Below are 22619 nucleotides of genomic sequence, written 5' to 3' on the forward strand. Positions count from 1 at the left end.
GCTGTCTAAGATAGATGGATATCTTTAATCGAGGGCAACCGTCAGCTCTTGCGCTAGTCGTTCGCTGTCCATCGTGGCAAGCCCCACTTCGTCTTCGAAGTACGCCTCGAGAGCACTCCTGCTTTCGGCACGCCGATCGCCATTGTTCGAGATGATCTGCCCAGCTTGCCAGACGATGCTGTCGATGCGAAGCATAGAGACGGGGCGATCGAGTTCTGTGTTTACTAGATTCATCACCTGTGCCCACGCATCCATCACGTGATCGGTTGCGTCGGTATCGGTAATTCCGGAGGCAGTGGCGACACGTTCGACCTGCACGTCACACGGAATCGGAAGATCCACTGGGAAATCGAGATACTCGCCGTTGACAACGAGGTTGAAAATGTCGTAGACCTTCATCGCGAAGACGACCGTCTTCTTGTCCTTCGTCGTCTCTAGTGCTGTGGCGATCTCTTCCCAGACCTGGAGCGGCTCGACGTCGGGGTAGTTCTCGATGAACCACGCCCCGAATCCATTGTTGATCATGCGAATCAACCGGTCTTTCTTTTGGTTCTGCAGCCGGGCGTTGACTGGCTCTTCCATGAACGCATTCAGCGTCGCATTGACGTCCGATTCCGTGACAATTTCGTCTTGGGCCAGAACTGTCTCCTCGAGCGTCTGCCAGAAGCGTTGTGCATCGCCGGCAAGTTGGTAGTCCTGTGTCGCCGCGAGGATATTGAGGAGTGCGAGGTGTGTCTCGCTCTCGAACTTGTCGACGGTCGCTACCACATAGGCGTACTCGGGTTCCGTCGTATCGAACCGGACGATGCCCTCGTAGCCAAGCGCAATCATAGCGTCCGCGACGTTGTCGATCCGTTCGCTCGACATGATTTGTTGGATCAATTGTGTTAGTATAAATCCCTGTGGAGAGAGGTGTCTCTAGAGCTCGGAGCGTCGTACAAGTGGGTCGGTGAGACGAGACAATCGGCGTCACCGACGATCTCAAGGATCTGATAGCCCAGTTCGACGAGACAGTATGTTTAGTGATTGCTAACGCTGGTCTTCTGGTTCATCCTGCGGATGACGATCATGGTGATGGGTATGGGCTGTACGTCTCAGATGCCTATTTCGATCTGACCGAGGAACTGGAGGTGAACATCGGTCTCGTTAGACCTCTCACAAATACGTGAAACGCAAGAGAACGTCGTCGTGAAGCACCTCTCGGACGGGTTGTCACCCGTCGAATGGGAGGCCCTCGAGGCGTTGGTCACTGACGGTGGGCAAGTATCTCCCTAGTATATCGCCGAGGAATACGGTCGCCACGTCGACAGCGTGCGACGGGTGCTGAAGCGGATTCCCGAGTCGTCGAGTCCGAATGCGGGTCCGTCTCGCTTCGGTCGAACCTCGTCACCGAGATGGTCCACGACGCTGTACAGCAGGTTCGTGACGCGACTCGCCGCGCTATCGAGGCTGGTGCGAAGGCACTCGAGGCAGCGGAGCGCGGGATCGACGAGACGATGAGCGCGCTGGTCGCGTGGTGTACAAAGCATAGTGTCGATGTTGACGACCGACAGGAAGCCCGTGTGATGTTGCGACTGCAGGGCAGCGAGAACGTTAAGACTCGTCTGAACGAAGCCTATCGTCTATGGACGGCCGCGGCGAAGGACCCAGATCGGTTCGGCCCGGCTCAGCTTGATCTCGGCGAACGCGAGAAGGGGGCAGCTTGGCGCTGGCTGTAGCGGGCGGTCGGCCAGTGGCACCACTATTCTAACACCCTTATATGAGTGTAGTCAGCGTCTCGATGCCGGAGGAGCTACTTAATCGGATCGACCAGTTTGCAGACGATCACGGCTATACTGGTCGCAGTGAAGTACTTCGTGAGGCGAGTCGGAGCCTCCTCGGTGAGTTCGAGGACACGAAACTCGAAGACCGTGATTTGATGGGAGTCGTAACTGTAGTTTTCGACTACGAAACGACAAGCGTTGAGGAGAAGATGATGCACCTTTGCCACGAGCACGAGGACATTGTCGCTTCGAACTTCCATAGTCACGTCGGCGGCCATCACTGCATGGAACTGTTCGTGTTAGAGGGGTCCCTCGAAGTGATCTCGACGTTCGTCGGGAAGATCCGAGCGACGGAGGACACGCTCACGATTGATTACTCTATGCTACCGGTGGATGACTTCGGCCCGCTCGCCGACATGAACTGATCCTGCTCTCCCCTTCTCGCTGCATTCACGCCAACTCTAGCAACATCTCCGCTCTCGAACCCTCTTTGAGTATTAACTCCCCCTATGAAAATCATAGGTGTTATTAGAATTGTTCTTGGTGTTAGTAACACTAATGGTCATCCGTCTTTAGCTAAGCCAAGAACCGCATGACAGCGGCGGCTTATCGGAGTTGCTTTTCGGAAGGAATGAGGAGGTGACAGCTGTGCACACCGAAACCTCCTCACGTCACATTGAACGCCGTCTCACTAACCTCCTTCCCTCTGAAGCGCTCGAAGACCACGCCGATGCCGTCGGCGTGGTTGAGCGCGAGGGGAAGCTTCAGCTCCCGCCACTTGTCTGGTCGTTTGCGTTCGGCTTCGCCGCAGGCGAAAGCCGAACGCTTGCGGCCTTCAGACGTACCTACAACTCTACCGCTGACGAGTCACTTTCTCCGGGCGGCTTCTACCAGCGGTTGACTCCGACGCTCGCAGAGTACCTCCGCGACCTCGTCGAATACGGGTTCGACGAGGTCGCTGTCCCTCACACCGTCTCTGATGAGTTCGACCGGTTTCGAGACGTGATGATCGCTGATGGAACCGTCCTGCGGTTGCACGAGTTGCTCTCTGAAGCGTACAAAGCACGTCACGAGGAGCAGGCTGGAGCGAAGCTCCACCTGCTCCACAACGTCACTGACCAGACAGTCGAACATTTCAACGTCACAGACGAGAAAACGCACGACAGCACGTTGTTTAACACAGGATCGTGGCTGGAAGGACGGCTAGCGATCTTCGACCTCGCCTATTTCAAGTACCGGCGGTTCGCGTTGATCGACGAGAACGACGGCTACTTCGTGAGCCGACTGAAAAAGAGCGCGAACCCGGTTGTAACGGAGGAATTACGGGAATGGCGCGGCCGCGCCATTCCCTTAGAAGGCGAGAAGATCTTCGACATCGTGGATGATCTCTCCCGGAAGTACATCGACGTGGAAGTCGAGGTCGAGTTTGACCGACGAGAGTACGCGGGCACGCAGTCACGTGATACGAAACGGTTCCGCGTCGTCGGCGTCCGCAACGAGGACGCCGACGACTACCATCTGTACATCACGAACCTTTCTCGGGAAGAGTTTCTCCCGGCCGATCTAGCGACGATCTACCGATGTAGATGGGAAGTAGAGCTGTTGTTCCGTGAACTGAAGACGCAGTACGAACTGGACGAGTTCGACACGACGAAGAAGCACATCGTAGAGATTCTGCTGTACGCAGCGTTGTTATCCTTGGTCGTGAGTCGTGATTTACTCGGTCTGGTCATAGAGCACGCTGATGATGGGATCGTGTTTCCGCCGGAACGCTGGGCGGCGACCTTTCGGTCGCACGCCCAGCTCATCCTCCGCGAACTGAGAGAGTATCTCGCCTACTCACCGCCGCCACTGCTACAACGACTGATCGAAGACGCTCAGAAGATCCACAGGCAACGACCAATCCTGCAAGAACAGCTCGCTACTACCATCCAACCGGCTGCTGAGGCTTAGCTAAAGACCAATGCACTAATGGTCCACATCTCGCGTCGAAGGCTGCTTCAGAAGGCAGGCGCAACCACTGTTGCTGCGGCGGGAATCGCTGGCTGTCTCGGTCGAGGAGGGGGGCCACTTGATTCCGTCACAATCGCGTATGTCCCGATTTATCCGAACATGCAACACTACGTGATGGAACAAGAGAACTACTACGAGGACGTCCCAGCGGATGTCACAATTGAGCGGTTCAGCTCTGGTCCCAGCGTCGTCAAGGCGTTTGCCAGCGGGGACGTCGACGTTGCGCTCTTCGGGATTACCCCTGCGATGGTTCTCGTCGACAAAGGCACCGACGCCGGTATCCTCGCGGCAAACTCGAGAAATGGCTTCAAGGTCATGGGGACAACCGAACTCGTCGAGCTCTACGAACAGGAGGGCGCAGCTATGTTCGGGCGTTTCGAGCAGGAGTATGGTCGCAAGATACGGTTCGGTGCCCCACCGGACGGGAGCGTCCCCGATATCGTCCTCCGATACTGGATCCAAGAGGATCTCGACGTCGGTGAAATGGAGTCCGCAATTAACAAGTCGAAAGTCCCGCCAGCGAAGGCGGTCCAGACGATCCAGTCGGGCGATATCGACGCGACGATCATTCAGGAGCCGTTCGCGACGATCATCAGCCAGGATGACGGCCTCGGCGAACTTGTCTGGTCCGGAAATATACTGAAAAACCACCCGGTCACGGTGCTGTTCGCAAACCAACGAGTGCTTGACGACAGTGAAGTCGCCCAATCGCTGGTCGAACAGCACATGGCAGCGACCGAGTTCACATCAGACTCATCGGATGCAGCCGCCGCCCACGCCACATCGGTGATCGGCTCCGGCGTGAGCGAGGACCTCGCTACGGCAGCCATGGATTCACAGGCGTCGGATTTCTTCTCGGACCCGCACGCGATCACCGACCAAGCTGCGACGATGGGCGAGTTCGTCGCGAACGTCGGGAACATCGAAGAACCGGTCGCGACTGAGAATCTGTTCGCGTTCGATCCCTACGACGCCATCCAGGAATGAGCACGCGTACCGACACCAGTTCCAACGCGGTGGTCGCCGGCAGCTTCGAGGGGGACCTACGACGGTATCTGCGCGGCTTGGGCGGTCTTCTCGTGTTCCTCCTCGTCTGGTGGGTCGGCGCGATGACGACCCAGCCGTCGTATCTGGTGCCGGGCCCGCTCGATTCAGTACGCGCGTTTATCGACCTATTCGCGACCTCGACTGCGATCGTGGTCCCCGTCCTGGAATCGAGTCTAGTACTGCCGACCGGCTTCGCGCACCTCGCACAAACGTTGTTCCACTACGTCCCTGGCCTCCTCCTCGGTGCAGGCTGTGGAATCAGTCTGGGATTAGCGATGGGCTGGAACAGGGCACTCGATGACTGGTTGCGGCCACTCGTCCGGGTGCTCCGGCCGATCCCGCCGCTGGCGTGGATCGTCTTTGCGATCGTCTGGTTCGGCATTCACCACACCGGTGCGGCGTTCATCGTCTTCGTTGGCGCGTTCTGGATCAACTTCTACGGCGCCTACGGTGGCGTCGAAGGCGTCTCCAGAGAGCTGACCGATGCCGCGTCAACCCTCGGCGTGGAGCGCGACCTCTCGATGCTGAAACTCGTCGCACTACCGAGCGCCGCTCCCCAGGTGTTGACTGGGTTCCGGACGAGCATCGGTCGCTGCTGGATGATCGTCGTCGGCGCCGAGTTGTTCGGCGCGCCCGGTGTCGGCTACGAGATCATCAACGCCTCGAACAACCTTGCGATGGCGACCAGCGTCGCCTACATGTTCCTGATCAGCCTGGCATTCCTCTGTATGGACGTCGGGTTCCGACTTCTCGAACGGAGGGTCCTCGCATGGCGCTGATTTCGGGCTCGTCGACCAGTCAAGACGCACGTGAGAAGATCACAATCCAGAACGTCAGCAGGTCCTACGAGTCGAAGCAAGCGCTCGCAGACGTCTCGTTCTCAGTGGCGGAGGGTGAGTTCTGCTGTGTGGTCGGTCCCTCGGGGTGTGGGAAGACGACGCTGTTGCGGGCAATCGCCGGGCTCGACGACCCGGACGGTGGGTCGATACTGGTCGGTGGAGACCCGGTTACTGGTCCTGGGCTGGACCGGGGGATGGTCTTTCAGGAGTACGCACTATTCCCCTGGCGAACCGTCCGCGGAAACATCCGGTTCGGCCTCGATCGGCCCGCCTGTGACTGCCCCGACTGCGAAGCACGGGTCCGGAAGTTGATCGACCTGGTGGGGCTCGACGGCTTCGAGGACGCGTACCCGAAGGCGCTGTCCGGCGGCATGAAACAACGCGTCGGGATCGCTCGCGCTCTCGCTGTCGATCCTGAAATCCTCTTGATGGACGAACCGTTCGGCAGTGTCGACGCCCGGACGCGCGACCGACTGCACGCCGAATTGCTCGACATCTGGACACAGACCGGACAGACCGTCGTGTTCGTCACGCACGACATTGACGAGGCGGTGACTCTCGCTGATCGCGTGGTCGTCATGAATGCAGACCCGGGGACCGTGCAGTCGACGTTCTCGATCAACTTAGAGCGCCCACGTGAACGGACCTCGCGTGACTTCGTGGACCACGTCGCCCGAATTAGGGATGAACTCGGGAGCCCGGTCGACACTAGTCACTGATACTCTCTTGGGGCAAGCTTATTCCGCCAAGTTTCGGAGAGAAGTTAGTTGATCAGGTAGGTACCGCGAAGTGGACTGTCGCCACGGTGATCGTATTCCGACTCACCACTGGGCTGGCGCTGGGGGTCGCAAGATGACAGCGGATACCTAGAATTGGACTCCACCCAACAGACACTGACATTCGAGTTGCTACAATATGGCCAATAAATAATAACATTTATTATTATTTGTAGCCATGTTAGCATAATGGGGGCTGAATTCATCCACTACGGTCAGGTCGGCCTTCGAGTGGTCGACGATGATTCGGACTCAGACGTTGAGTTCATAAACGACGCGTTGAACAGTGCAGAGATGCGTCCGTATCTGGGCCGGATGCGGCCGTTGACCGTCGAAGAGGAACGAGAGCGTATTAGCGAACAGAGGGATAACAGGGGATTATATCTGCTCATCACGGTTAATGGCGATCGCGTTGGGACCGTCTCGCTGATCCCACAGTGGGAACAGCAGAACAACTACGAACTCACTATCTGGCTGATTCCAGAAGCGAGAGGAAAAGGGTACGGAACGGAGGCGACGAAGGCGGTCGTCAACCACGCGTTCGAATACCTCGATTGCCAGCGTATCTCGGCCCACCACTGGGAGGACAACGAGCTATCACAAAGTCTTCTCGAGTCAGTCGGTTTCCTACTCGAGGGTGAGAAGCGGAGTGGGTGGCGCTGGGAGGGAGAGTACAAGAACAACCTCTACTACGGTCTGACCAGAGAGGATTGGGATGAACAGCAACCGGTGTTCCGAGAAGGAGAGAGCAGAGCCGACGCCGAGGAAGACGACGGCCACGAGGCTGAGATAAATATTTCGCGGCGGTACAACAAGTTCATGTACCCAACCTACGAGCAGGCCATCCGCGACGTAAGTGACGACGTAACCACGGGCGAGCCGACAGTACTGGACGCTCCCTGTGGACCGGGAGGACTATTGCCGGAACTCACGAGCGAGTTCGGACCCGACGCAACAGTCCACGCAGTTGAGAAGGAGTGTGAGAAAATCTTAGCCGCACAGGATCACGTCGACAAGCATTGTGAGTTTCCGGTGACGTTTCATCAAGCGGACTTGCTAGCGGACGATTTAGGGTTCGAGACTGGTCAGTTCGACTGTATCTGGGTAGCAGACGGGTTCTCACCTGGATTAATGTCAGGGCCGAAACTAGTTGACTCCCTCTCTCCGTTTCTCTCCGATGATGGCGTGTTCGCAATGTACTACGGAAACTGGCTCCGGCCGCAGCTGTTACCCGGATATACTGATCTCGAACACCGGCTGAACGTCGTTGCGGAACGGTACTACCAGAGTACCGTGAACAGTAGCGACGACGGGATGCAGAGAGAGTGGGCGGACTCGGACTCATACCATCCAGATATCAGTCCAGAACGGGCTCGTTCGTGGCTACTCGATGCAGGCTTCGATACGGTGACGCTCGACACCTATACAGTCACGCACAGTAGAACCGAAGACGGATCGTTCGAGACGAGGGGGGACACGGACAGCACGGTCGACGACGAAGAGATACGGGACCGACTGAGAGACATCTACCAGACGGAGTACCTGAAGGCCGCAGAGGCGTACCTCAGTGATAGTGAGTTGCGAGCACGGCCGAGCGAACAACTAGTAACCAGCAGCGATCTCGATGATCTCAAGAGAGTGTTCGATCCGGACAGCGACGACTACCTGCCGGACCAATCTGGATACTTCTGCACGGTTACTGCACTGCTCGTCACTGCAAAATGAACAGCACTGAATCCGGCTTTCCCGCCCTGTTTCGTTGGGCGAACCCTGATTTCTGTAGTCTAATTTATATATTGGCTGAAAGTACACCTCCTTCAGAGAACAGGTAGAAACTCCGTTACAGTATCATCTCTTCGATCTCGTTGAGCGTCTCCTCGTCCACGAGGTCGCACTTGTTCAACAGGAGGATGTCGCAGAACTTGATCTGTTCGACCAGGAGGCTCCCAAGACCTTTCTCGGTGTCGCCGTCCATCAGCGATTCCTTTGAATCGAACGTCGTCCAGAACTGGTGAGCGTCGACTACAGTGACCGTGGTGTCGAGCTCGTAGTAATCCATCACCTTGATACCGGTCTCCTCGTAGAACTCCGTGGGATCGAGGTCACCCGGGTCAAATCCCATGGTGAGCGTCTGGGCGACGGACAACGGTTCGACGACGCCAGTCGATTCGATAATCAGGTAGTCGAACTCGCGGGCTTGTGCGAGCTTCGCGAGTGCGTCCAGCAGGTCGTCGCGTAGCTCACAGCAGATGCAGCCGTTCGAGAGTTCGATCAGGTCCTCGTCGTCTTCCGAGATGTCCGAGTGTTCGGCGACGCGCTCGGCGTCGACGTTCACTTCACCCATGTCGTTGACGAGGACCGCGACGTCCTGGTCCGTTCGCGTGTTCAGGAGGTTGTTCAGCACGGTCGTCTTGCCCGCGCTGAGGTTGCCGCTCAGCACGGTGACGGGAATCGTCTCTCGACTTATCTGTTATTAAAATTTGGCCATGTCTTATTTATAATTGGCTATCTAACATTCTATATTGTTAACAGTGACACCCGAAGAAGCCCGTAAACACGAGTCGCTCGACGTCACAATCGTCGGCGCAGGTGCCGCTGGCGTCGGTTTGGGGGCCGTTCTCGCGGATTTAGGTCTCGACTCCTACGCCATCCTCGAGCGAGACGAAGTCGGGGCGTCGTTCCAACAGTGGCCAGAAGAGATGCGTCTCATCACGCCATCGTTTCCCAGCACCAGCTTCGGCTGCCGGGACCTGAACGCCGTCACTACTGACACCTCACCCGCATTTGCGCTCGACCGTGAACACCCGACAGGTGGAGAGTACGCCGAATATCTCCAAGGAGTCGTCGAGTTTCACGACTTACCCGTCCGGACCGGTGCAGAAGTGGAGTCGGTACAGCGACACGACGACGGGTTCGTACTTCACACGTCTACTGGCATCATCCAGAGCAGGTTCGTCATCTGGGCGGCCGGACAGTTCGGGCAACCGAAGGACGATCCGTTCCCCGGTGCGAGTCACTGCGTCCACAACTCCCGAGTCGAGTCCTGGAGTGCGTTCGCCAGCGAGTGTGTCGAGGACCCCATCGTCATCATCGGCGGGTACGAGAGCGGTATCGACGCGGCACTCGCACTCGCTGACCTGGGTCACGAAGTGCTCGTCGTCGACGAGGAAGGGCCGTGGCAGTTCCGGGGACCAGATCCGAGTGAAGTACTCTCTCCATATACGAGCCAGCGGCTGCGGGAGGCCCTCAAATACGACGCACCGATCGCCCTCGAAGACGGAATCCGAGTTGAGCGCGTCGACGTTGAGGAGGAGACGTTCGACGTAATCGGTACTTACGGAGCGTGGTTTACCACCCAGAATCGGCCAGTTCTTGCGACTGGATTCGAGAGTGGACTCGGTCTCGTCGACGAATACTTCGATTTCGAGAATGGCCAGCCCCAGCTGACCGAACAGGACGAGTCGACCACCAGCCCTGGCCTGTTTCTCGCCGGTCCACAGGTCGCGCACAACGGTCAACAGTTCTGCTTCATCTACAAGTTCAGGCAGCGCTTCGCCGTCGTCGCCGACGAAATCGCCACAAGACTCGATATCGACCGAACTCCCCTCGACGAGTACCGCGAGAAGAGCATGTTCCTCGAGGACTTGTCCTGCTGCGAACCCGATATGTGCGACTGCTAATCATGGCACGAGAGACTCCGCAGAAAGACGGTGGAACCGAGCAGCCGAACGAGGCGAGAGACGACGACCGACACGTCTGCCGGATGACGGGCCGCGAACAGGGTCTCGTCGGAAAGTACGACATCTGGCTCTGCCGGCAATCGTTCCGTGAACTGGCTCCGAAGATGGGGTTCAAAAAATATGACTGACGCACGGAGCCTCACGAGCAACGTCCCATCGACGGAGAACGACGGGAAGGCAACTGTCGTGGTCGTCGGTAAAGAGAGCGTTGGGAAATCGGAACTCGTCGCCGGTCTCTCTGGGACGAATCCGACGACGGGAAACTTCCGGGGAACCACCGTCGATGTCGAACGATACGAGTCGGACGAGTTCGTCTTCGTCGACACACCCGGCATCCTGCTCGGGACGGACACCGAGACCACCCGAGCGGCGATCAGAGCCGTCGAAGAGACTGATACGGTACTACTCGTCGTTCGCGCGACGAACATCGACGATGACCTCGAAGACCTGCTGCCGCTGGTGCAGGGAAAAGTCGGTGCGATCGCAGTGACGTTCTGGGACAAAGTGGCGAACCCGACCGAAGCACGTACTGAACTGGACGCGCTCGCCGACGACCTCGGAGTCCCGCTCGCTCCGGTGGACGTGCGAAACGTCTCCCGCGTCGCAACTGACGGCGGCAGTACTGCAGTCGACGGAACCGATCACAGGCACCTCGTCAGCGCGCTTCACGACGTCGACGAGTTCCCGGGGCTGCTCACGCCTTCAATTCAGAGAATCTCATTCGTCGAGACTTCCAGATGACACCGACCACCCCGAACTTCAACCACCTTCATAACCGGTTCATGACCGAGAGACACGTTCTAGTCGGAGAGGCTCCCGACCGTCCCGATTACCTTCCTCAGCATCACTGGGAGTATTTCGCCCTCGCAGACGCTGCCCGTGCTGCTGGCTGGGAGCTCGAGGACACGGAGACTACGCTACGGAACCAGTTGACCTCCTGGTTGGCACGTGTACTTAGGGGTCAAGGGTAAGAGATACCAGTAAGAGAGGACTTCTAGAAGATAAATACTCGAATAGATGAGGGCTTTCGTACAGAACTACCCCTGAAACCCAGTAAGTGACCAAGATTCATCTGAACTTCCGGAGGAATCGAATTCGGGGGCGCTAATCATCGTCTGCTCCGACAAGAAGTGTTCCATCGACAGCGTCGGCCGTCGCAAGCGCATATGCATCGCCGAGTGCCATCGTATACGCTTCCTTGAGCGCGGCTGCACCGTTCCAACACTCTCGAGCATCAAAGACTGTGACACCCAACTCTTCGAGCCGCTCGAGACTTGCCCGGACATCAGCAGGTCTATCTGGCCAATACTAGGACTGAGACGTGCGTTTTCGGACACGAACCACTCAGAAAACGCTACGTCTCATTCCTTCAACCTTATCTGAACACTGCCTGCTCACACACGCTGCAATTATTAAGAATAAGTAAAGAAATAATAATTTTGATTATCTTCGGGGTCGGTGTTGCCAACAATCGTGTCGACAACGTCAACGGAGGTCGGAACGGTCGGGAATGAGCGCGAGACGCATCACATCGCGTTCGTCGGCGATCCAGGCGTCGGCAAGACGACGATCGCCGCGCTCGTCACGGCTCGACTCGCCGAGCGAACGCGCGTACAGGTTACCGGTGAGGCAACGCAACTGGTGACCGACCGCGACGTTACCACCGACGGCGCACTCGGTGTCGAGTGGACAGTCGAGGACTGTCCATCGGGTACGAAGGCGATCGGATCCCGTGCCGAACGCCTGGATACGGTGTTCGTCGTTGCAACGCCCCAGACGCTCGAGCGCGTCGTGAGGTACGAGCGGGTCGCCAGCCGACACGACGTCGACTGGTTCCTCCTGGTCAATCGGTTCCGCGAGTCGGCGAGGGATCGACTTCGAACGGTCGACGGACCGGAACTCGCCGAGTACTTCTACGACGACGAGGAGATATCGTCGGCGATCGCCGACGGACGCGTGCCTGTGCTTTCGGACTGGACCGTCGAGGCGATACTCATCGAAGCCATCCAACCCGACCGACAGGGAGCCGAGCGAGCACTCGAGGCACTCGAACGTGGCGAGCAGTCGATCGTCGACGTCGAAGTCGAGAAGCGAGGCGATGCTGCTCCGCTCATCGACTCGTTCGAAACGGCCGGATACAGCGCGGCCTATTTCGAGTGTAACTGCCGATGCCATGACGGACACGTGCTGGCACGCCGACGACTAGACTGAATGAGAGATAACGAACGTCTTTCCCCGAGCGGAGTGCGGTCCTCTCATCAGTGGATCGGCGGACGACGATGACGGAGGCGGATACCGACGCGGTCGTCACAATCGTCGGCGGGGGCGTCCACGGCGTCCATCTGGCGGTTCGTCTACTGGACGCTGAGCTATTAGAGCTGAGTGAGTTACGTATCATCGATCCGGCTGGTCTGCTTGAGGCGTTTCGCCGACAGTGTCGCCAGTGCGGGATGGTCGAGTTTCGATCACCGTTCGTCCATCACGTCGATACCGATCCGTTCTCGCTTCGGGACTTCGCTCGAGCACACGGTCGCGAGGACGAACTCGTGCCGAGCACGGTCGGCGCGGATCGACCGACAGTGTCGCTGTTCTTCGATCACGCCGAGTGGCTCTGCGATCGGTACGACCTCGAGTCGATCTGGTTGGAGGCTCGGGTCACGGATATCGCCGATCGTCGAGGCGTCGTCGAGATCGAGACGAACCACGGTCGTATCGACTCACGGTGGTGTCTCCTCGCTGTCGGGCACGGTGGCTCGTTCACGTACCCGGAGTGGGCAGCGGACCTGGCCTCGACGGAACCGGTGACCCACGTCTGGGATCCGGGATTCGACCCCGATGCGATTGGGGAGACATCGACCGTCGGAGTCGTCGGCGGCGGGATCACCGCCGCGCAACTCGCGACGACGCTCGCCCAACCGGGCCGTGACGTGGTGCTGTTCGCCCGAAGCCCGTTTCGCGTGGAGACGCTCGAGGCAAGCACCGACTGGATGCATTTCTCGGGTGCTATCGAGAACCTCCACGCACACCCTCCCGGATCGCGTGCTCGCGAGGAACTGGTTTCGGACGCTCGGTACGACGGAACGATGCCCCCGTACGTGTTTCGTCGACTCCAGCGAGCGCTCGAGCGGAAGCGGGTCGAACTCGAGCAATCGGAGATCACGGTCGCGACGGAAGCCGGTGGAACGGTCGTCGTCACCTGTCGCGACGGCAGCGCGTTCTGTCTCGACGAACTGATCTGCGCGACGGGGTTCGGATCGCCGTACGATGGCGAACTGTTTCGCCACCTACGCAGAGAATCGTCGCTGCAGACTGGGTATCATGGGGCACCCGTTCTGGACGACGACACGCTCCGATGGATGCGCCAGGACGAGACGCCCTCGCGAATCGCGGTTTCGGGCGCCGCCGCAGAGCAGGTCCTCGGTCCGTTCGCTCGAAACGTCATCGGTGCCAGACGTGCGGGAGAGCTGATCGCCGGATCTCTCGAGTCCGACCTCGACGCCGAGAAACGAACAACCAAGCTGTGAACTGAATCGAACCTTGTTCGTCGTCGTACCGTACTCGATCAGTCGGACGCACCCATTCCGGACGCCGATTCGCTCGTGCCATCCGCCTCGGAACGGTGACGGCGGTGTTTGATGGCAGCCGTGATCCGATCGCCGGCTCGTCTGGCACCCGGAATGTTGGGCGCGTACGGGCCGACTGCCCCGAGGGCGAGCGCTCCGGAGACATACAGCGGAACGAACCAGCCGTCGTCGCGCTGCCAGGCGAGTGTGTCGTCGTCGAGAACGGGCATCCCTCGATACCCTCGAGCCAGTTCGAGTTCGTCGGCGATTCGATCGACGAACGGGTGATCGAACACGGGTTCGAATCCAGTCGCGAGAACGACGCGGTCTCCGAGCAACTGCAACCCGTGATCCAGGGAGAGCCGAACCGACCCGTCTTCGACCGTCGCCGAGTCGACCGCACCCTGTGCGAGCGTAAGCTCGCCCTCGTTGATCCGGTTCCCCAACTCCTGATAGAGGTACGGTGGAATCGTCGCAGCGTTTCTAGCATCCGAAATCACCTCGAACCGGTCACTCGATCCCGGTGGGTGTATGTGGAGGGTTTCTTCGACGTGTGACCAGTTGATCCACGGCGGATCCGCCTCGGAGACCTCCCACTCGAGCGGATGCCGTGATAGCAAGGTCACCGACTCTGTCTCGCTCAGTTCACACGCGAGTTGCGCGGCCGTGATGCCGCCGCCGACGACGATCGTTCGATCGGCCGACGCGTCGGGGTCGAACCCCTCCCAGATGTGTTCGACGCCATCGAGACCGGCGGCCCAGTCGGGCCACCGATAGTGCCCGCCGTGGCCAATCGCCAAGATGCAGTAATTGGTATCGATGGGACCTTCGGTTGTCTCGAGCCGAAGACCCGTCCCATCGGGGAGTTCATGTATCGCATCAACGGCGGCCCGACGATGCAGCGAGCCGAGATTCTTTCGATCGATCACGTAGTCCGAGTAGTCCAAAAAGAGGTCGAGCGACGGCCTCGGTGGGTAGTCGACCGTCGGAACGAGTTCGTCCTCGCGATCGTTCGCTTCGGCGAAACTCTCGAGCCCGAACGGTTCGGTTCCGACGTGGTGAACGAACGTCGATCGAAGTGCCTCCATGCCGCAGGCCTTTGCCTTCTCACGGAATGACGCCAGCAATCGGTCGTGGGGATCGACGATGAGAACGTCAGATCTGTCGAACGGAGCGTCTTCGAGGAGACGTTGGGCGAGGTACGTGCCGTGGATCCCTCCTCCGACGATGATGCAGCCGAATTCACGGGTTGGGTTGCCTGTCGTCATATGAGATACGTCGCGTCAGTGCTCGAAGACAACCCTCTATAGTTAATAAGAACTTGGATATTATACTAGTATGTATTATTTCGAAGAATGGTATTAGCAACGTATGGAAGAGCAGACGATCCCGGTGACGGTGCTCTCCGGGACACTCGGTGCCGGCAAGACGACCACGCTCAATCACGTCTTGGGCGAGAGCGGCGACCGCGATCTCGCCGTTCTCGTCAACGATATGGATATACTGCGAGCTTGCATCGCCTACGAAAACCAGCACCAACAACGCGTCCCGATTCTCCGATTGCTCGAGACGCGGACTAACGAACTCCGCTCACAGGATATGGATCGCCGTTCTGCTCGAGGCGGTCAGCGTACTTTTGGGCGGGACTGGTAAACCGACCTGTCGTGACGACCATTCCGCGCTTGGGTCCGTCGAAGTCAAACGTCGCAATGGCTGAATGAAGTTTCTGTACGACTGGCCGTCCAACAGTCCCTGTATGCTTACACTCGACAACAATCGCTCGCCGAGTCCCGTCGACGACCTCTTCCATCAGAATATCTCGCCCCTTATCAGCCGTTTTTGCGGCCTGCCGGACGTTTTCGTAACCGAGATTTCGGAAGACATCCTCCATCAGGTCCCCGAATTCGAACCCAGAGAAATTATCCAAGACAGCCATTTCGGAGATATTCAGAACACATCACTTAATTGCCAAATATATTCTGAGTCGCTTGAGTGTATCAAATAGTTAGGGGTAGTGTTGGGTATTCACCCAACGTACTTTTGATGTTGGGGAACATCCCAACAGATGGAGGATGGGCCATGAACTTACGCATCGGTATACCCACGTCGAAGCCGGACTCGTTGAAAACGTCGTCATACGACGTACGACCGATACAAACACCTACCCGTCCGGCTGGAAATACACACTCCACTTGGGCACGCTACAAGACCTGACGCTCATCCGCTACGACAACGCTCACGAAGATGCCAAAGGCCATGAACTCCACACTGCTGCTGGCGATACTGATCTCGAGTTTCCTGGAATGGAGGAACTCCTCGTTGAGTTCTGGGCCAATGCTGACGAATACTGGGACACCACTGGCGGCAATCCGCCACGTCCCTATTGAAAACTGCATACACCACACCAACCGATGACCACGCTTCACATCACCGTCGGCGATCGAGCACAGGTTCGTAAGGACACTCTCCAGTTCATTCAAGACGCTGAAGCTGATGAACTAGATCAGAGTGATGAGCAGGCAGTCCTCCAGTTCGGTACCTACGACGATCTCGTTGACAGTCTCACACCACTGCGTCTAACTCTCATCCAAGCAATCGCCAAAGAGCACCCCTCCAGTATGCGTGAAGCTGCACGACTCGTCGATCGCGATGTCTCCGATGTTCATGCAGACCTGAAGCACCTCGAGGTGCTGGGTATTCTCGAGCTTGAGGAAGGTGGCCCTGGTGGCGCGATACAACCAATCGTCCCATTCGACAAAATAGAGATGCATATCGACTACCCCCTCCTTGACGACGGCGACGCTGACAGTGCTCCTGCCAGCGCAGATTAGTCTTCCGGTTTACTTATCTGTTCACCGACACGAAGCGCTCGCAGAAGTTGAATCACTGCTGATCGGGACTGCGTACGATGCATAATACATACCTAGCGTCTCCCTGAACGAGAGCGGAGCACCAGACGACGTGCCGATCAAAGTGGAGACCCCTGCGCCCACTGACTGACGACTCTCTAGCTGCTCGAGTCCGGCGTCTTTTGTGAGACCCACTGAGGGGCGGAGGTTTTCTCGAGTTCAGTCCGATTCGGTCCGATTCGACTCGAGAAGCGGTGATCGAATATGACTACGAGCAGAAGCTCCCGGGAAACGTTCGACGATTCGGACACCCGGAACAACGAGATGCACAGCACGATCGAAACATGGATCCAGGACCTCGTCAATGAGGTCGATGACGCCGTCTCGAGCGAGCAGTTCAAAGAATGGTTGGACGTCCAGAGTCGCTTCCACGACTACTCGCACCGAAACACGCTGTTGATCACACTCCAGTGTCCACACGCGACACGCGTTGCCGGCTATCGAACATGGCAAAACGAGTTTGACCGGCACGTCAAAGAAGGGGAGACGGCGATCTAGATCTGGGCACCCATCATCGCGAAACAGTGTCCTGACTGTGGAAACTCGCCGTCGTATCACGAGCGCAGTGACTGTGAATACGATGAAACCCCCCCGGACAGCTGGGAAAAGGGACTCGTGAGCTTTCGGCCAGCAGCCGTCTTCGATATCTCACAGACTGACGGCGAGCCACTGCCCGACCTCGAGACAGAAGCGAAAGGTGACGCTGACGAGTTAGTTCCCGCACTCCTCGAGGCGACAGACACACTCGAAGTAGACGTCGAGGTTGTATCACCTCAAGACTGGTCGCATGGGAACGCCAAAGGCGTCTGCCAGTATCAGCCAGCAGAACAGCCACGCGTCGCCGTCCGTGATCGCGAGAACGACGCTGATCTCGCTATCACGCTCGTTCGCGAGTACGCACATGCGCTGTTACACAGCGGCGTAGACGACGAGGCTGAGCGATCAAAGCGCGAACTCGAGGCCGAAGCGGTCGGCTACATCGTTGGGCGGTACTTCGAGTTGGATAACAGTGGATCAGCGTTTTACCTCGCCGCGTGGCACGGTGACGAGCCGGAGACGATCCTTAACCGGCTTGAGTGGATCCGTTCGACTGCCCAGGAGATCATCGACGTCGTCAGCGAGGTAATCGACGATGAGCGATCGGGTGCTTCTTTTTGAGGATCTTCAGGACAGGCGTTTGTAATGGTTTTTTATATTATAAATCAGTGGAGTGAATCCCCGAACTGGATACTGATCACTCTAACAGCGGAAGTGGTGGGGTAGTGAGTATATAACCCACTTTCAGTACCTCATCCAGATTGACAACGTTATTTCCTGTTGAGGAGTAGGGTGAGCTTCTTGAGGCACTCAGACAAACTCACGGTACCGTGAGTTCGTCTGTGAAAATCCTCGCACCGGGACCTCTTCCGGTCATTCGTGCTATCTGTGAGGAAAGTGGCCTCATTGAGGTTCTCAATGAGGATCTCGATTGGGACGAAGACCGCTCCCAGCTTTCGCCCGGGTTGCGGCTCATGGCGTTAATCATGAACTGTCTGACTCAAGGGCAGCCGATGTATCGGCTGCCCGAATTCTTCCGTGATACCGACACAGAGAACCTCTTTGGCGAGGATACTGAACCTGAAGATCTCAACGACCATACCCTTGGACGAGCACTCGACAAACTCTCTGAGGGCGACCCAAGCACGGTCCTCGGGACCGTGCTGGTCGAAGCCGCTGCTCGCGAAGATGTTTCTACCGACGTGCTTCACGCGGATACCACCTCTTTCTCCGTTCACGGACTCTACGAAACTGACGAAGACACAGACGAAACACTCTCTATCACGCATGGCTACAGCAAAGATCATCGGCCGGATCTCAAGCAATTCCAAGTCGGGCTCGGTGTCAACCGAGCCGGCGTTCCCGTCGTCGGAGACATCCTCGACGGGAACACCTCTGACAGCACCTGGAACACTGACCTCATCGCTCGGCTCCGTCAGCGGCTCGCCGCTGACGAGCCCCCCGTCTATGTCGCTGACAGCGCGGTCGTCAATCAAACATCGCTCGATCAAGCCGCTGCTGAGGGCATCTCCATCATCAGTCGACTCCCACGTACATACAGCGCGGTCGATACGCTCATCGACCGCGCGTGGGAGGCCAACGACTGGACCAATCTTGGAACGTTTGTCGATGACGAAGACGACGAAGACGCTGCCTCCTACCAGATTCAAACCTTTCAAACTCCCATCTCTGAACACAATTTGCGGTGTGTCGTTGTCCATTCGTCCACGCTTGACGGACGCTCTGAACGACGCATCGACAACGATCTCGACAGCACCGAAGAAGATCTTGAAGACGCGGTCGGTCAGCTGACCGACCGCTCGTTCGCCTGTGAACCCGACGCTCAGGAAGCGTGGGACGCGTGGCTCGACGATCACAACAATCCCTACTTCGAATTCGAAGCAAAGGTCGTTGAAACCGAACAGAAGAAGAGCCGCGACAAACCGGGACGACCGCCGAAAGAATGGGACCCATACGAAACCGTGTTTCAGATCGCCGCCAGCGTCCAGCGGGACGCGGCGGCGATCGCCCATCGCAAGAAAAGAGCCAGCTGTTTCGTAGTCGTCACCTCGTTGGACGATGCAGAAGAGTGGCCAGCAGAGCGAGTACTGCGGGAGTACAAAGAACAGCAAGCGGTTGAGCGTCGATTCCCAGTACTCAAAGATCCGAAACGCGTCGGGCCGGTCTACCTTGACCGGCCCGAGCGTGTCGAAGCGTTAGGGTACGTGCTGCTGATGGCGTTGCTCGTCTACTCACTCATTGAACGACGCGCACGCGAGGCGCTGAAAGATGCGGATGAACCGATGGATCTGGCCGGTGGGCCGACGAGTTTTCGGCCCACCGGCCGACGCGTCTTGGAACGCTTCGAAAACGTGCTCGTGATGCAGACTGACGGTAAACGAGAGCTTCCAGACAATGACAATCTCCCGAAACGGGTTCTTGAGTTGCTTGATCTCAGCATTGCCGCGTATGGGATCGAATCGAAGGTGTAAGCGCGGCCAGAGAGGCAAACCTCTCTGGCTCGCACGTTTGTTTCGCAATATTTTTAGTTCAATCACATGTTGAGAGGGCCGTTATAATCTATCAGATGATAACCTACTTGATTTCTATGAAATAGACTTGCAGATCATGCCAATTTCGGAAAATAACTCGTGAAATCGGAATCAGGTACTGAAAGTGGGTATTAACGGTAGCAAGCGGGACGACTGGCAGGGCCTGACAGACTCATGTCCAGAATGCGGGAGTTGTGAATTCAGTCATTTTAGGGTAACTGGAGGGCACTACGGAAAGCAAGGCAGCTCTGTAATTATGCGGACAGACTACTGGAGCGCAGAACGGACTCTACTCACCAAGTGCAAGTCCTGTAATGAAGAACTCTTCAAACACCCAGCTTTCGATCTGCTCTTCGACCCAGATGGTGAGAATAACGCTGTGTTCGAAATGTGATTACAGAGTCCAAGGCGAATGCCACCACGTTCACGCGGGAGATGAAGCCGACGTGGTGATTGTCCCGCCCTGGCTGGCGGTTACTCCTTACCCATCTGGGCAAGTATGAAATCCTCTCGAGACGTCTCGAGATTTCGTATTGAGTGACTTCTACCCAATCTCGAGTGCATCGACGGCCTCGAATGATTCGACATCGTACTCGAGGAGGCGGTCGGCGGCCAGGCGTGCTCGTCAAGTTCGTGATCGCGTCGCCTTCCGCGACGAATCGCGCATACTGCAGGTAGTCTGGCGCTGCTTCGGCGGCCCCGTTTCCGTGCCTCGTCGATCTCGCCGAGCCCAAGATACGAGAGAACCATATCTCTTACCCCATCTCGACCACCGTCTGCAGCATCGAGTAGACGATCAGTTTTCGCTTTTTCGTCGTCGATGGCCTCGCCGATGAAGTCTCATAACATGATTACATCAGTCATAATTTATAAAAATTGAATTTACAAACATGCCTTTAGCTCTTGTAGCGTCTACGCTATCGACAGTGAATAACGCCGCCACTGCTGTCAATACTAGCAAGAGCGAAGGAAAGAACTCAGGTCATCGTCACCTAAAATCGAAGTACTCGCGCAGGTATTCACGCCCTTCGGTGAAGGTGTCGTAGTCGGTGGGATCAGGGCTTGCAACAAGCATAATTCCACCGTCGTCAAACTCCTGATGTTTCCAAGTCGGTGCACTCAATAACCATTCCCGACCGTACTCGTCAACCAGTTCCGGCGCAAAGAGCATCAGCCAGCTCACGTCTGCGATGCGATTGTTCGCGATGCTCTCATTGGTTACCGGCTTATCAGGCCCCCAGTTCTCGCCAATACTCCCAACGTGTTCCGTATCAAGTCCGTATCCATATATATAGTCATCAGACGCAGTATAAACAGTCTCTACGATGTTTAAAAGCATAGACACCCGCTCATCAGTAGCATTGTAACCAGAAAGATCTTCAGTTTGAACTTGAAGGCCAATCGCTGACCTCGAAGGTAAAGTATACCATTCAGGATCATCATCTTCATTGGCAGTCACAGATAACCCAAATGACTGATCATTAAGTCTATGAGATATATAAATGCGTTTTTTCTCGTTTGGATACCATTCCACCAAGTATCCATCTATATCAGAAGTGTGGCTGTGAACCTTATCAAGGACGGCGCTAGCCTCGGTATCCTCTAGTATGAGATCGATTTCGATTGACTCAACCATCAGTTATCGACCCCCCATTCCCAAGGTTCGTGAGACGTTTCTCCAAACTCGATGCTATCCAAATAGTCCCATGCGTTGTATCGCACTTTGTCATTTGATCGAGGCAATCTTGACACGAGATGCATCTCAGTCTGTCCAATATCGTTTCGCTGTTGTTGAAGACCTTTGAGGTATACAGCTTCGCTCATCTCGATAAGTCGTAACATCAATTTTCCTTACTCTCCAAGTGTCTTCCAAGATGGACGAGAAGTCTGCGCAAGTGTTCCTTCCACCACGTGAGCGGTGCTTTGAACGTCTCCGTCTCGCCCGCTTCGGCGAGACGGTGACGTGTGTCCATTGCGAGAGTGACGACGTTGTCAAGCGCGGAACAACCGGAAAAGACGCCCAGCAGTACTGGTGCAAGGGGTGTGAGACGTACTTCAACGACCTCACAAACACGATCTTCGGCCAACATCGCTTCGAACTGGAAGAGATGTTCTATATCGTCAAGGAGATGCGATCTGAGCCGACCGCTCAGATCGCTCGTGACCTTGGCCGAGACTACGAAGCTGTTCTCAACTTCGTTCACAAAGTCCAGGATGTGAGCGGGGAGATCGATGAATTTGAGCTGTACGATGTCTGTGAAGCTGACGAGATCTACGTAACAGCTGGTGAGAAAGGGATCGAAGACGAGGATCAGAGTCCGCGCAAGCGCGGACTCAAAAAAAGGGACGAGGACGATTCGAATCAGACAAACCACCGGTGTTGACACTCGTCCGTCGGGATGACGGACGAGTTCGGTTTCTCGTCTGCAAGGATCTCCAAGACGCCGACGAAGACATCGCTGAATACGGTGATGGAAGCGTCATCCTCTGTACCGATGATTACACAATCTACGACGAGATCGAGGAGAAGGAGGGGGTGGACGGCCATCTGGCCGTCACCCACTCCGACACCTACGTCATCGGCGATGCCCACACGAACACCTGTGAGAACCGCCACAGCTTCCTTCGCCAGTGGCTGGCGAAGTTCAGAGGTGTCTCAAAACATCATCTCCAACGGTATCTCAATTTCCTTGAACTGAAACTCAATGAACCAGATAGCTGGTTCGAGAAACTCCTATGTTACAATGTATCGGGATGAGCGAAGAATTGAATAGATATCAGGTTTAACCAGCGAGTGAACTCCCCTTGGACAATGCCGACTTGGTAGCAGAATATATTCTTCGGGGGAGGGGGTATCAGAGTGTAAGTCGGTGATATCGA

Annotated in this window: 20 protein-coding genes and 4 pseudogenes; 19 read left to right on the forward strand and 5 right to left on the reverse strand. The window is 56.8% G+C overall.

Annotated elements, in window-relative coordinates; genetic code table 11:
- Nucleotides 1-24: 24 nt before the first annotated feature.
- Entirely contained in the window at nucleotides 25-867 is an 843-nt protein-coding gene (locus MU558_RS03850) for an N-glycosylase/DNA lyase (protein WP_246972090.1), read from the reverse strand.
- 527 nt (nucleotides 868-1394) lie between these two features.
- Here MU558_RS03850 and MU558_RS03855 point away from each other — a divergent pair.
- From MU558_RS03855 to MU558_RS03885, 7 genes are all read left to right on the forward strand, one after another.
- The gene (locus tag MU558_RS03855; RefSeq protein WP_246972091.1) at nucleotides 1395-1718 is read left to right on the forward strand and encodes a hypothetical protein; all 324 of its coding nucleotides are present in this window, start codon (nucleotides 1395-1397) and stop codon (nucleotides 1716-1718) included.
- A gap of 41 nt (nucleotides 1719-1759) precedes the next feature.
- Complete coding sequence (locus MU558_RS03860; RefSeq protein WP_246972092.1) at nucleotides 1760-2188, forward strand: CopG family ribbon-helix-helix protein; 429 nt, start codon at nucleotides 1760-1762, stop codon at nucleotides 2186-2188.
- Between the two features lie 223 nt (nucleotides 2189-2411).
- Nucleotides 2412-3716, forward strand: a complete 1305-nt coding sequence (locus MU558_RS03865) for an IS4 family transposase (RefSeq protein WP_425607621.1) — start codon at nucleotides 2412-2414, stop codon at nucleotides 3714-3716.
- Nucleotides 3717-3734: 18 nt separating this feature from the next.
- Nucleotides 3735-4763, forward strand: a complete 1029-nt coding sequence (locus tag MU558_RS03870) for an ABC transporter substrate-binding protein (protein WP_265781565.1) — start codon at nucleotides 3735-3737, stop codon at nucleotides 4761-4763.
- Nucleotides 4760-5602 (forward strand): ABC transporter permease, encoded by an 843-nt coding sequence (locus MU558_RS03875; protein WP_246972096.1) that lies wholly within the window; start codon nucleotides 4760-4762, stop codon nucleotides 5600-5602. The genes MU558_RS03870 and MU558_RS03875 overlap by 4 nt, the downstream gene beginning before the upstream one ends.
- Nucleotides 5593-6381 (forward strand): ABC transporter ATP-binding protein, encoded by a 789-nt coding sequence (locus tag MU558_RS03880; RefSeq protein WP_246972098.1) that lies wholly within the window; start codon nucleotides 5593-5595, stop codon nucleotides 6379-6381. The genes MU558_RS03875 and MU558_RS03880 overlap by 10 nt, the downstream gene beginning before the upstream one ends.
- Nucleotides 6382-6627: 246 nt before the next feature.
- Nucleotides 6628-8163, forward strand: a complete 1536-nt coding sequence (locus MU558_RS03885; RefSeq protein ID WP_246972100.1) for a GNAT family N-acetyltransferase — start codon at nucleotides 6628-6630, stop codon at nucleotides 8161-8163.
- Nucleotides 8164-8284: 121 nt separating this feature from the next.
- Here the strand turns inward: MU558_RS03885 and MU558_RS03890 are convergent.
- Nucleotides 8285-8905: pseudogene (locus MU558_RS03890) on the reverse strand (CobW family GTP-binding protein); the annotation flags it as partial.
- A 64-nt stretch (nucleotides 8906-8969) separates the two neighbouring features.
- Here MU558_RS03890 and MU558_RS03895 point away from each other — a divergent pair.
- The 6 genes and pseudogenes from MU558_RS03895 to MU558_RS03915 all read left to right on the forward strand — a co-directional run bounded on the left by MU558_RS03895 (nucleotide 8970) and on the right by MU558_RS03915 (nucleotide 13702).
- Nucleotides 8970-10118: an NAD(P)/FAD-dependent oxidoreductase gene (locus MU558_RS03895; protein WP_246972102.1), complete on the forward strand. Its 1149-nt coding sequence runs from the start codon at nucleotides 8970-8972 to the stop codon at nucleotides 10116-10118.
- 2 nt (nucleotides 10119-10120) lie between these two features.
- Nucleotides 10121-10306, forward strand: coding sequence for a 30S ribosomal protein S14 (locus tag MU558_RS03900; protein WP_246972123.1), 186 nt, complete (start codon nucleotides 10121-10123; stop codon nucleotides 10304-10306).
- Nucleotides 10299-10868 (forward strand): annotated as a pseudogene (locus MU558_RS03905) (GTPase domain-containing protein); the annotation flags it as partial. The gene MU558_RS03900 and the pseudogene MU558_RS03905, both read left to right, overlap by 8 nt.
- Nucleotides 10869-10915: 47 nt before the next feature.
- Complete coding sequence (locus MU558_RS23375) at nucleotides 10916-11149, forward strand: DUF7124 domain-containing protein (protein WP_425607622.1); 234 nt, start codon at nucleotides 10916-10918, stop codon at nucleotides 11147-11149.
- Nucleotides 11150-11651: 502 nt separating this feature from the next.
- On the forward strand, nucleotides 11652-12389 hold the full coding sequence (locus tag MU558_RS03910) for a P-loop NTPase family protein (RefSeq protein WP_246972127.1): 738 nt from the start codon (nucleotides 11652-11654) through the stop codon (nucleotides 12387-12389).
- A gap of 68 nt (nucleotides 12390-12457) precedes the next feature.
- A complete protein-coding gene (locus MU558_RS03915; protein WP_246974810.1) occupies nucleotides 12458-13702 on the forward strand; it encodes an FAD/NAD(P)-binding protein in 1245 nt (414 codons plus the stop codon).
- 38 nt (nucleotides 13703-13740) lie between these two features.
- Here MU558_RS03915 and MU558_RS03920 read toward each other — a convergent pair whose 3' ends face one another.
- Entirely contained in the window at nucleotides 13741-15009 is a 1269-nt protein-coding gene (locus tag MU558_RS03920) for an FAD/NAD(P)-binding protein (protein ID WP_246972129.1), read from the reverse strand.
- A gap of 103 nt (nucleotides 15010-15112) precedes the next feature.
- Between MU558_RS03920 and MU558_RS03925 the strand changes: the two genes are divergently transcribed.
- Complete coding sequence (locus MU558_RS03925; RefSeq protein ID WP_246972131.1) at nucleotides 15113-15394, forward strand: DUF8129 domain-containing protein; 282 nt, start codon at nucleotides 15113-15115, stop codon at nucleotides 15392-15394.
- Here MU558_RS03925 and MU558_RS03930 read toward each other — a convergent pair.
- Nucleotides 15333-15677: pseudogene (locus tag MU558_RS03930) on the reverse strand (restriction endonuclease); the annotation flags it as partial. The gene MU558_RS03925 and the pseudogene MU558_RS03930 overlap by 62 nt on opposite strands.
- Nucleotides 15678-15813: 136 nt before the next feature.
- Between MU558_RS03930 and MU558_RS03935 the strand changes: the two are divergent.
- The 4 genes and pseudogenes from MU558_RS03935 (at nucleotide 15814) to MU558_RS03950 (ending at nucleotide 19679) form a co-directional block, all read left to right on the forward strand.
- Nucleotides 15814-16128, forward strand: a complete 315-nt coding sequence (locus MU558_RS03935; RefSeq protein ID WP_246972133.1) for a toxin-antitoxin system TumE family protein — start codon at nucleotides 15814-15816, stop codon at nucleotides 16126-16128.
- 24 nt (nucleotides 16129-16152) lie between these two features.
- Nucleotides 16153-16572: an HVO_A0114 family putative DNA-binding protein gene (locus MU558_RS03940; RefSeq protein WP_246972135.1), complete on the forward strand. Its 420-nt coding sequence runs from the start codon at nucleotides 16153-16155 to the stop codon at nucleotides 16570-16572.
- A 282-nt stretch (nucleotides 16573-16854) separates the two neighbouring features.
- Nucleotides 16855-17808 (forward strand): annotated as a pseudogene (locus tag MU558_RS03945) (ArdC-like ssDNA-binding domain-containing protein).
- Nucleotides 17809-18029: 221 nt separating this feature from the next.
- Entirely contained in the window at nucleotides 18030-19679 is a 1650-nt protein-coding gene (locus MU558_RS03950; RefSeq protein WP_246972137.1) for an IS1634 family transposase, read from the forward strand.
- Between the two features lie 1048 nt (nucleotides 19680-20727).
- On the opposite strand, the gene MU558_RS03955 is transcribed toward MU558_RS03950, so the two are convergent.
- Nucleotides 20728-21375 (reverse strand): hypothetical protein, encoded by a 648-nt coding sequence (locus tag MU558_RS03955; protein WP_246972139.1) that lies wholly within the window; start codon nucleotides 21373-21375, stop codon nucleotides 20728-20730.
- A gap of 238 nt (nucleotides 21376-21613) precedes the next feature.
- Here MU558_RS03955 and MU558_RS03960 point away from each other — a divergent pair.
- Nucleotides 21614-22497 (forward strand): IS1595-like element ISNpe28 family transposase gene (locus tag MU558_RS03960; RefSeq protein WP_015310310.1). Its coding sequence is split into 2 segments (ribosomal slippage): nucleotides 21614-22076 and nucleotides 22076-22497, totalling 885 coding nucleotides; the frame shifts between segments, so codons are not numbered across the junction.
- Nucleotides 22498-22619 lie beyond the last annotated feature (122 nt).

The sequence above is a fragment of the Natribaculum luteum genome (assembly GCF_023008545.1).
Lineage (GTDB): Archaea > Halobacteriota > Halobacteria > Halobacteriales > Natrialbaceae > Natribaculum > Natribaculum luteum.

Coding starts and splice junctions, on each gene's coding strand:
- MU558_RS03850 (WP_246972090.1), bottom strand. CDS start 867: ATGTCGAGCGAACGGATCGACAACGTCGCGGACGCTATGATTGCGCTT.
- MU558_RS03855 (WP_246972091.1), top strand. CDS start 1,395: ATGGTCCACGACGCTGTACAGCAGGTTCGTGACGCGACTCGCCGCGCT.
- MU558_RS03860 (WP_246972092.1), top strand. CDS start 1,760: ATGAGTGTAGTCAGCGTCTCGATGCCGGAGGAGCTACTTAATCGGATC.
- MU558_RS03870 (WP_265781565.1), top strand. CDS start 3,735: ATGGTCCACATCTCGCGTCGAAGGCTGCTTCAGAAGGCAGGCGCAACC.
- MU558_RS03875 (WP_246972096.1), top strand. CDS start 4,760: ATGAGCACGCGTACCGACACCAGTTCCAACGCGGTGGTCGCCGGCAGC.
- MU558_RS03880 (WP_246972098.1), top strand. CDS start 5,593: ATGGCGCTGATTTCGGGCTCGTCGACCAGTCAAGACGCACGTGAGAAG.
- MU558_RS03885 (WP_246972100.1), top strand. CDS start 6,628: ATGGGGGCTGAATTCATCCACTACGGTCAGGTCGGCCTTCGAGTGGTC.
- MU558_RS03900 (WP_246972123.1), top strand. CDS start 10,121: ATGGCACGAGAGACTCCGCAGAAAGACGGTGGAACCGAGCAGCCGAAC.
- MU558_RS23375 (WP_425607622.1), top strand. CDS start 10,916: ATGACACCGACCACCCCGAACTTCAACCACCTTCATAACCGGTTCATG.
- MU558_RS03915 (WP_246974810.1), top strand. CDS start 12,458: ATGACGGAGGCGGATACCGACGCGGTCGTCACAATCGTCGGCGGGGGC.
- MU558_RS03920 (WP_246972129.1), bottom strand. CDS start 15,009: ATGACGACAGGCAACCCAACCCGTGAATTCGGCTGCATCATCGTCGGA.
- MU558_RS03925 (WP_246972131.1), top strand. CDS start 15,113: ATGGAAGAGCAGACGATCCCGGTGACGGTGCTCTCCGGGACACTCGGT.
- MU558_RS03935 (WP_246972133.1), top strand. CDS start 15,814: ATGGGCCATGAACTTACGCATCGGTATACCCACGTCGAAGCCGGACTC.
- MU558_RS03940 (WP_246972135.1), top strand. CDS start 16,153: ATGACCACGCTTCACATCACCGTCGGCGATCGAGCACAGGTTCGTAAG.
- MU558_RS03955 (WP_246972139.1), bottom strand. CDS start 21,375: ATGGTTGAGTCAATCGAAATCGATCTCATACTAGAGGATACCGAGGCT.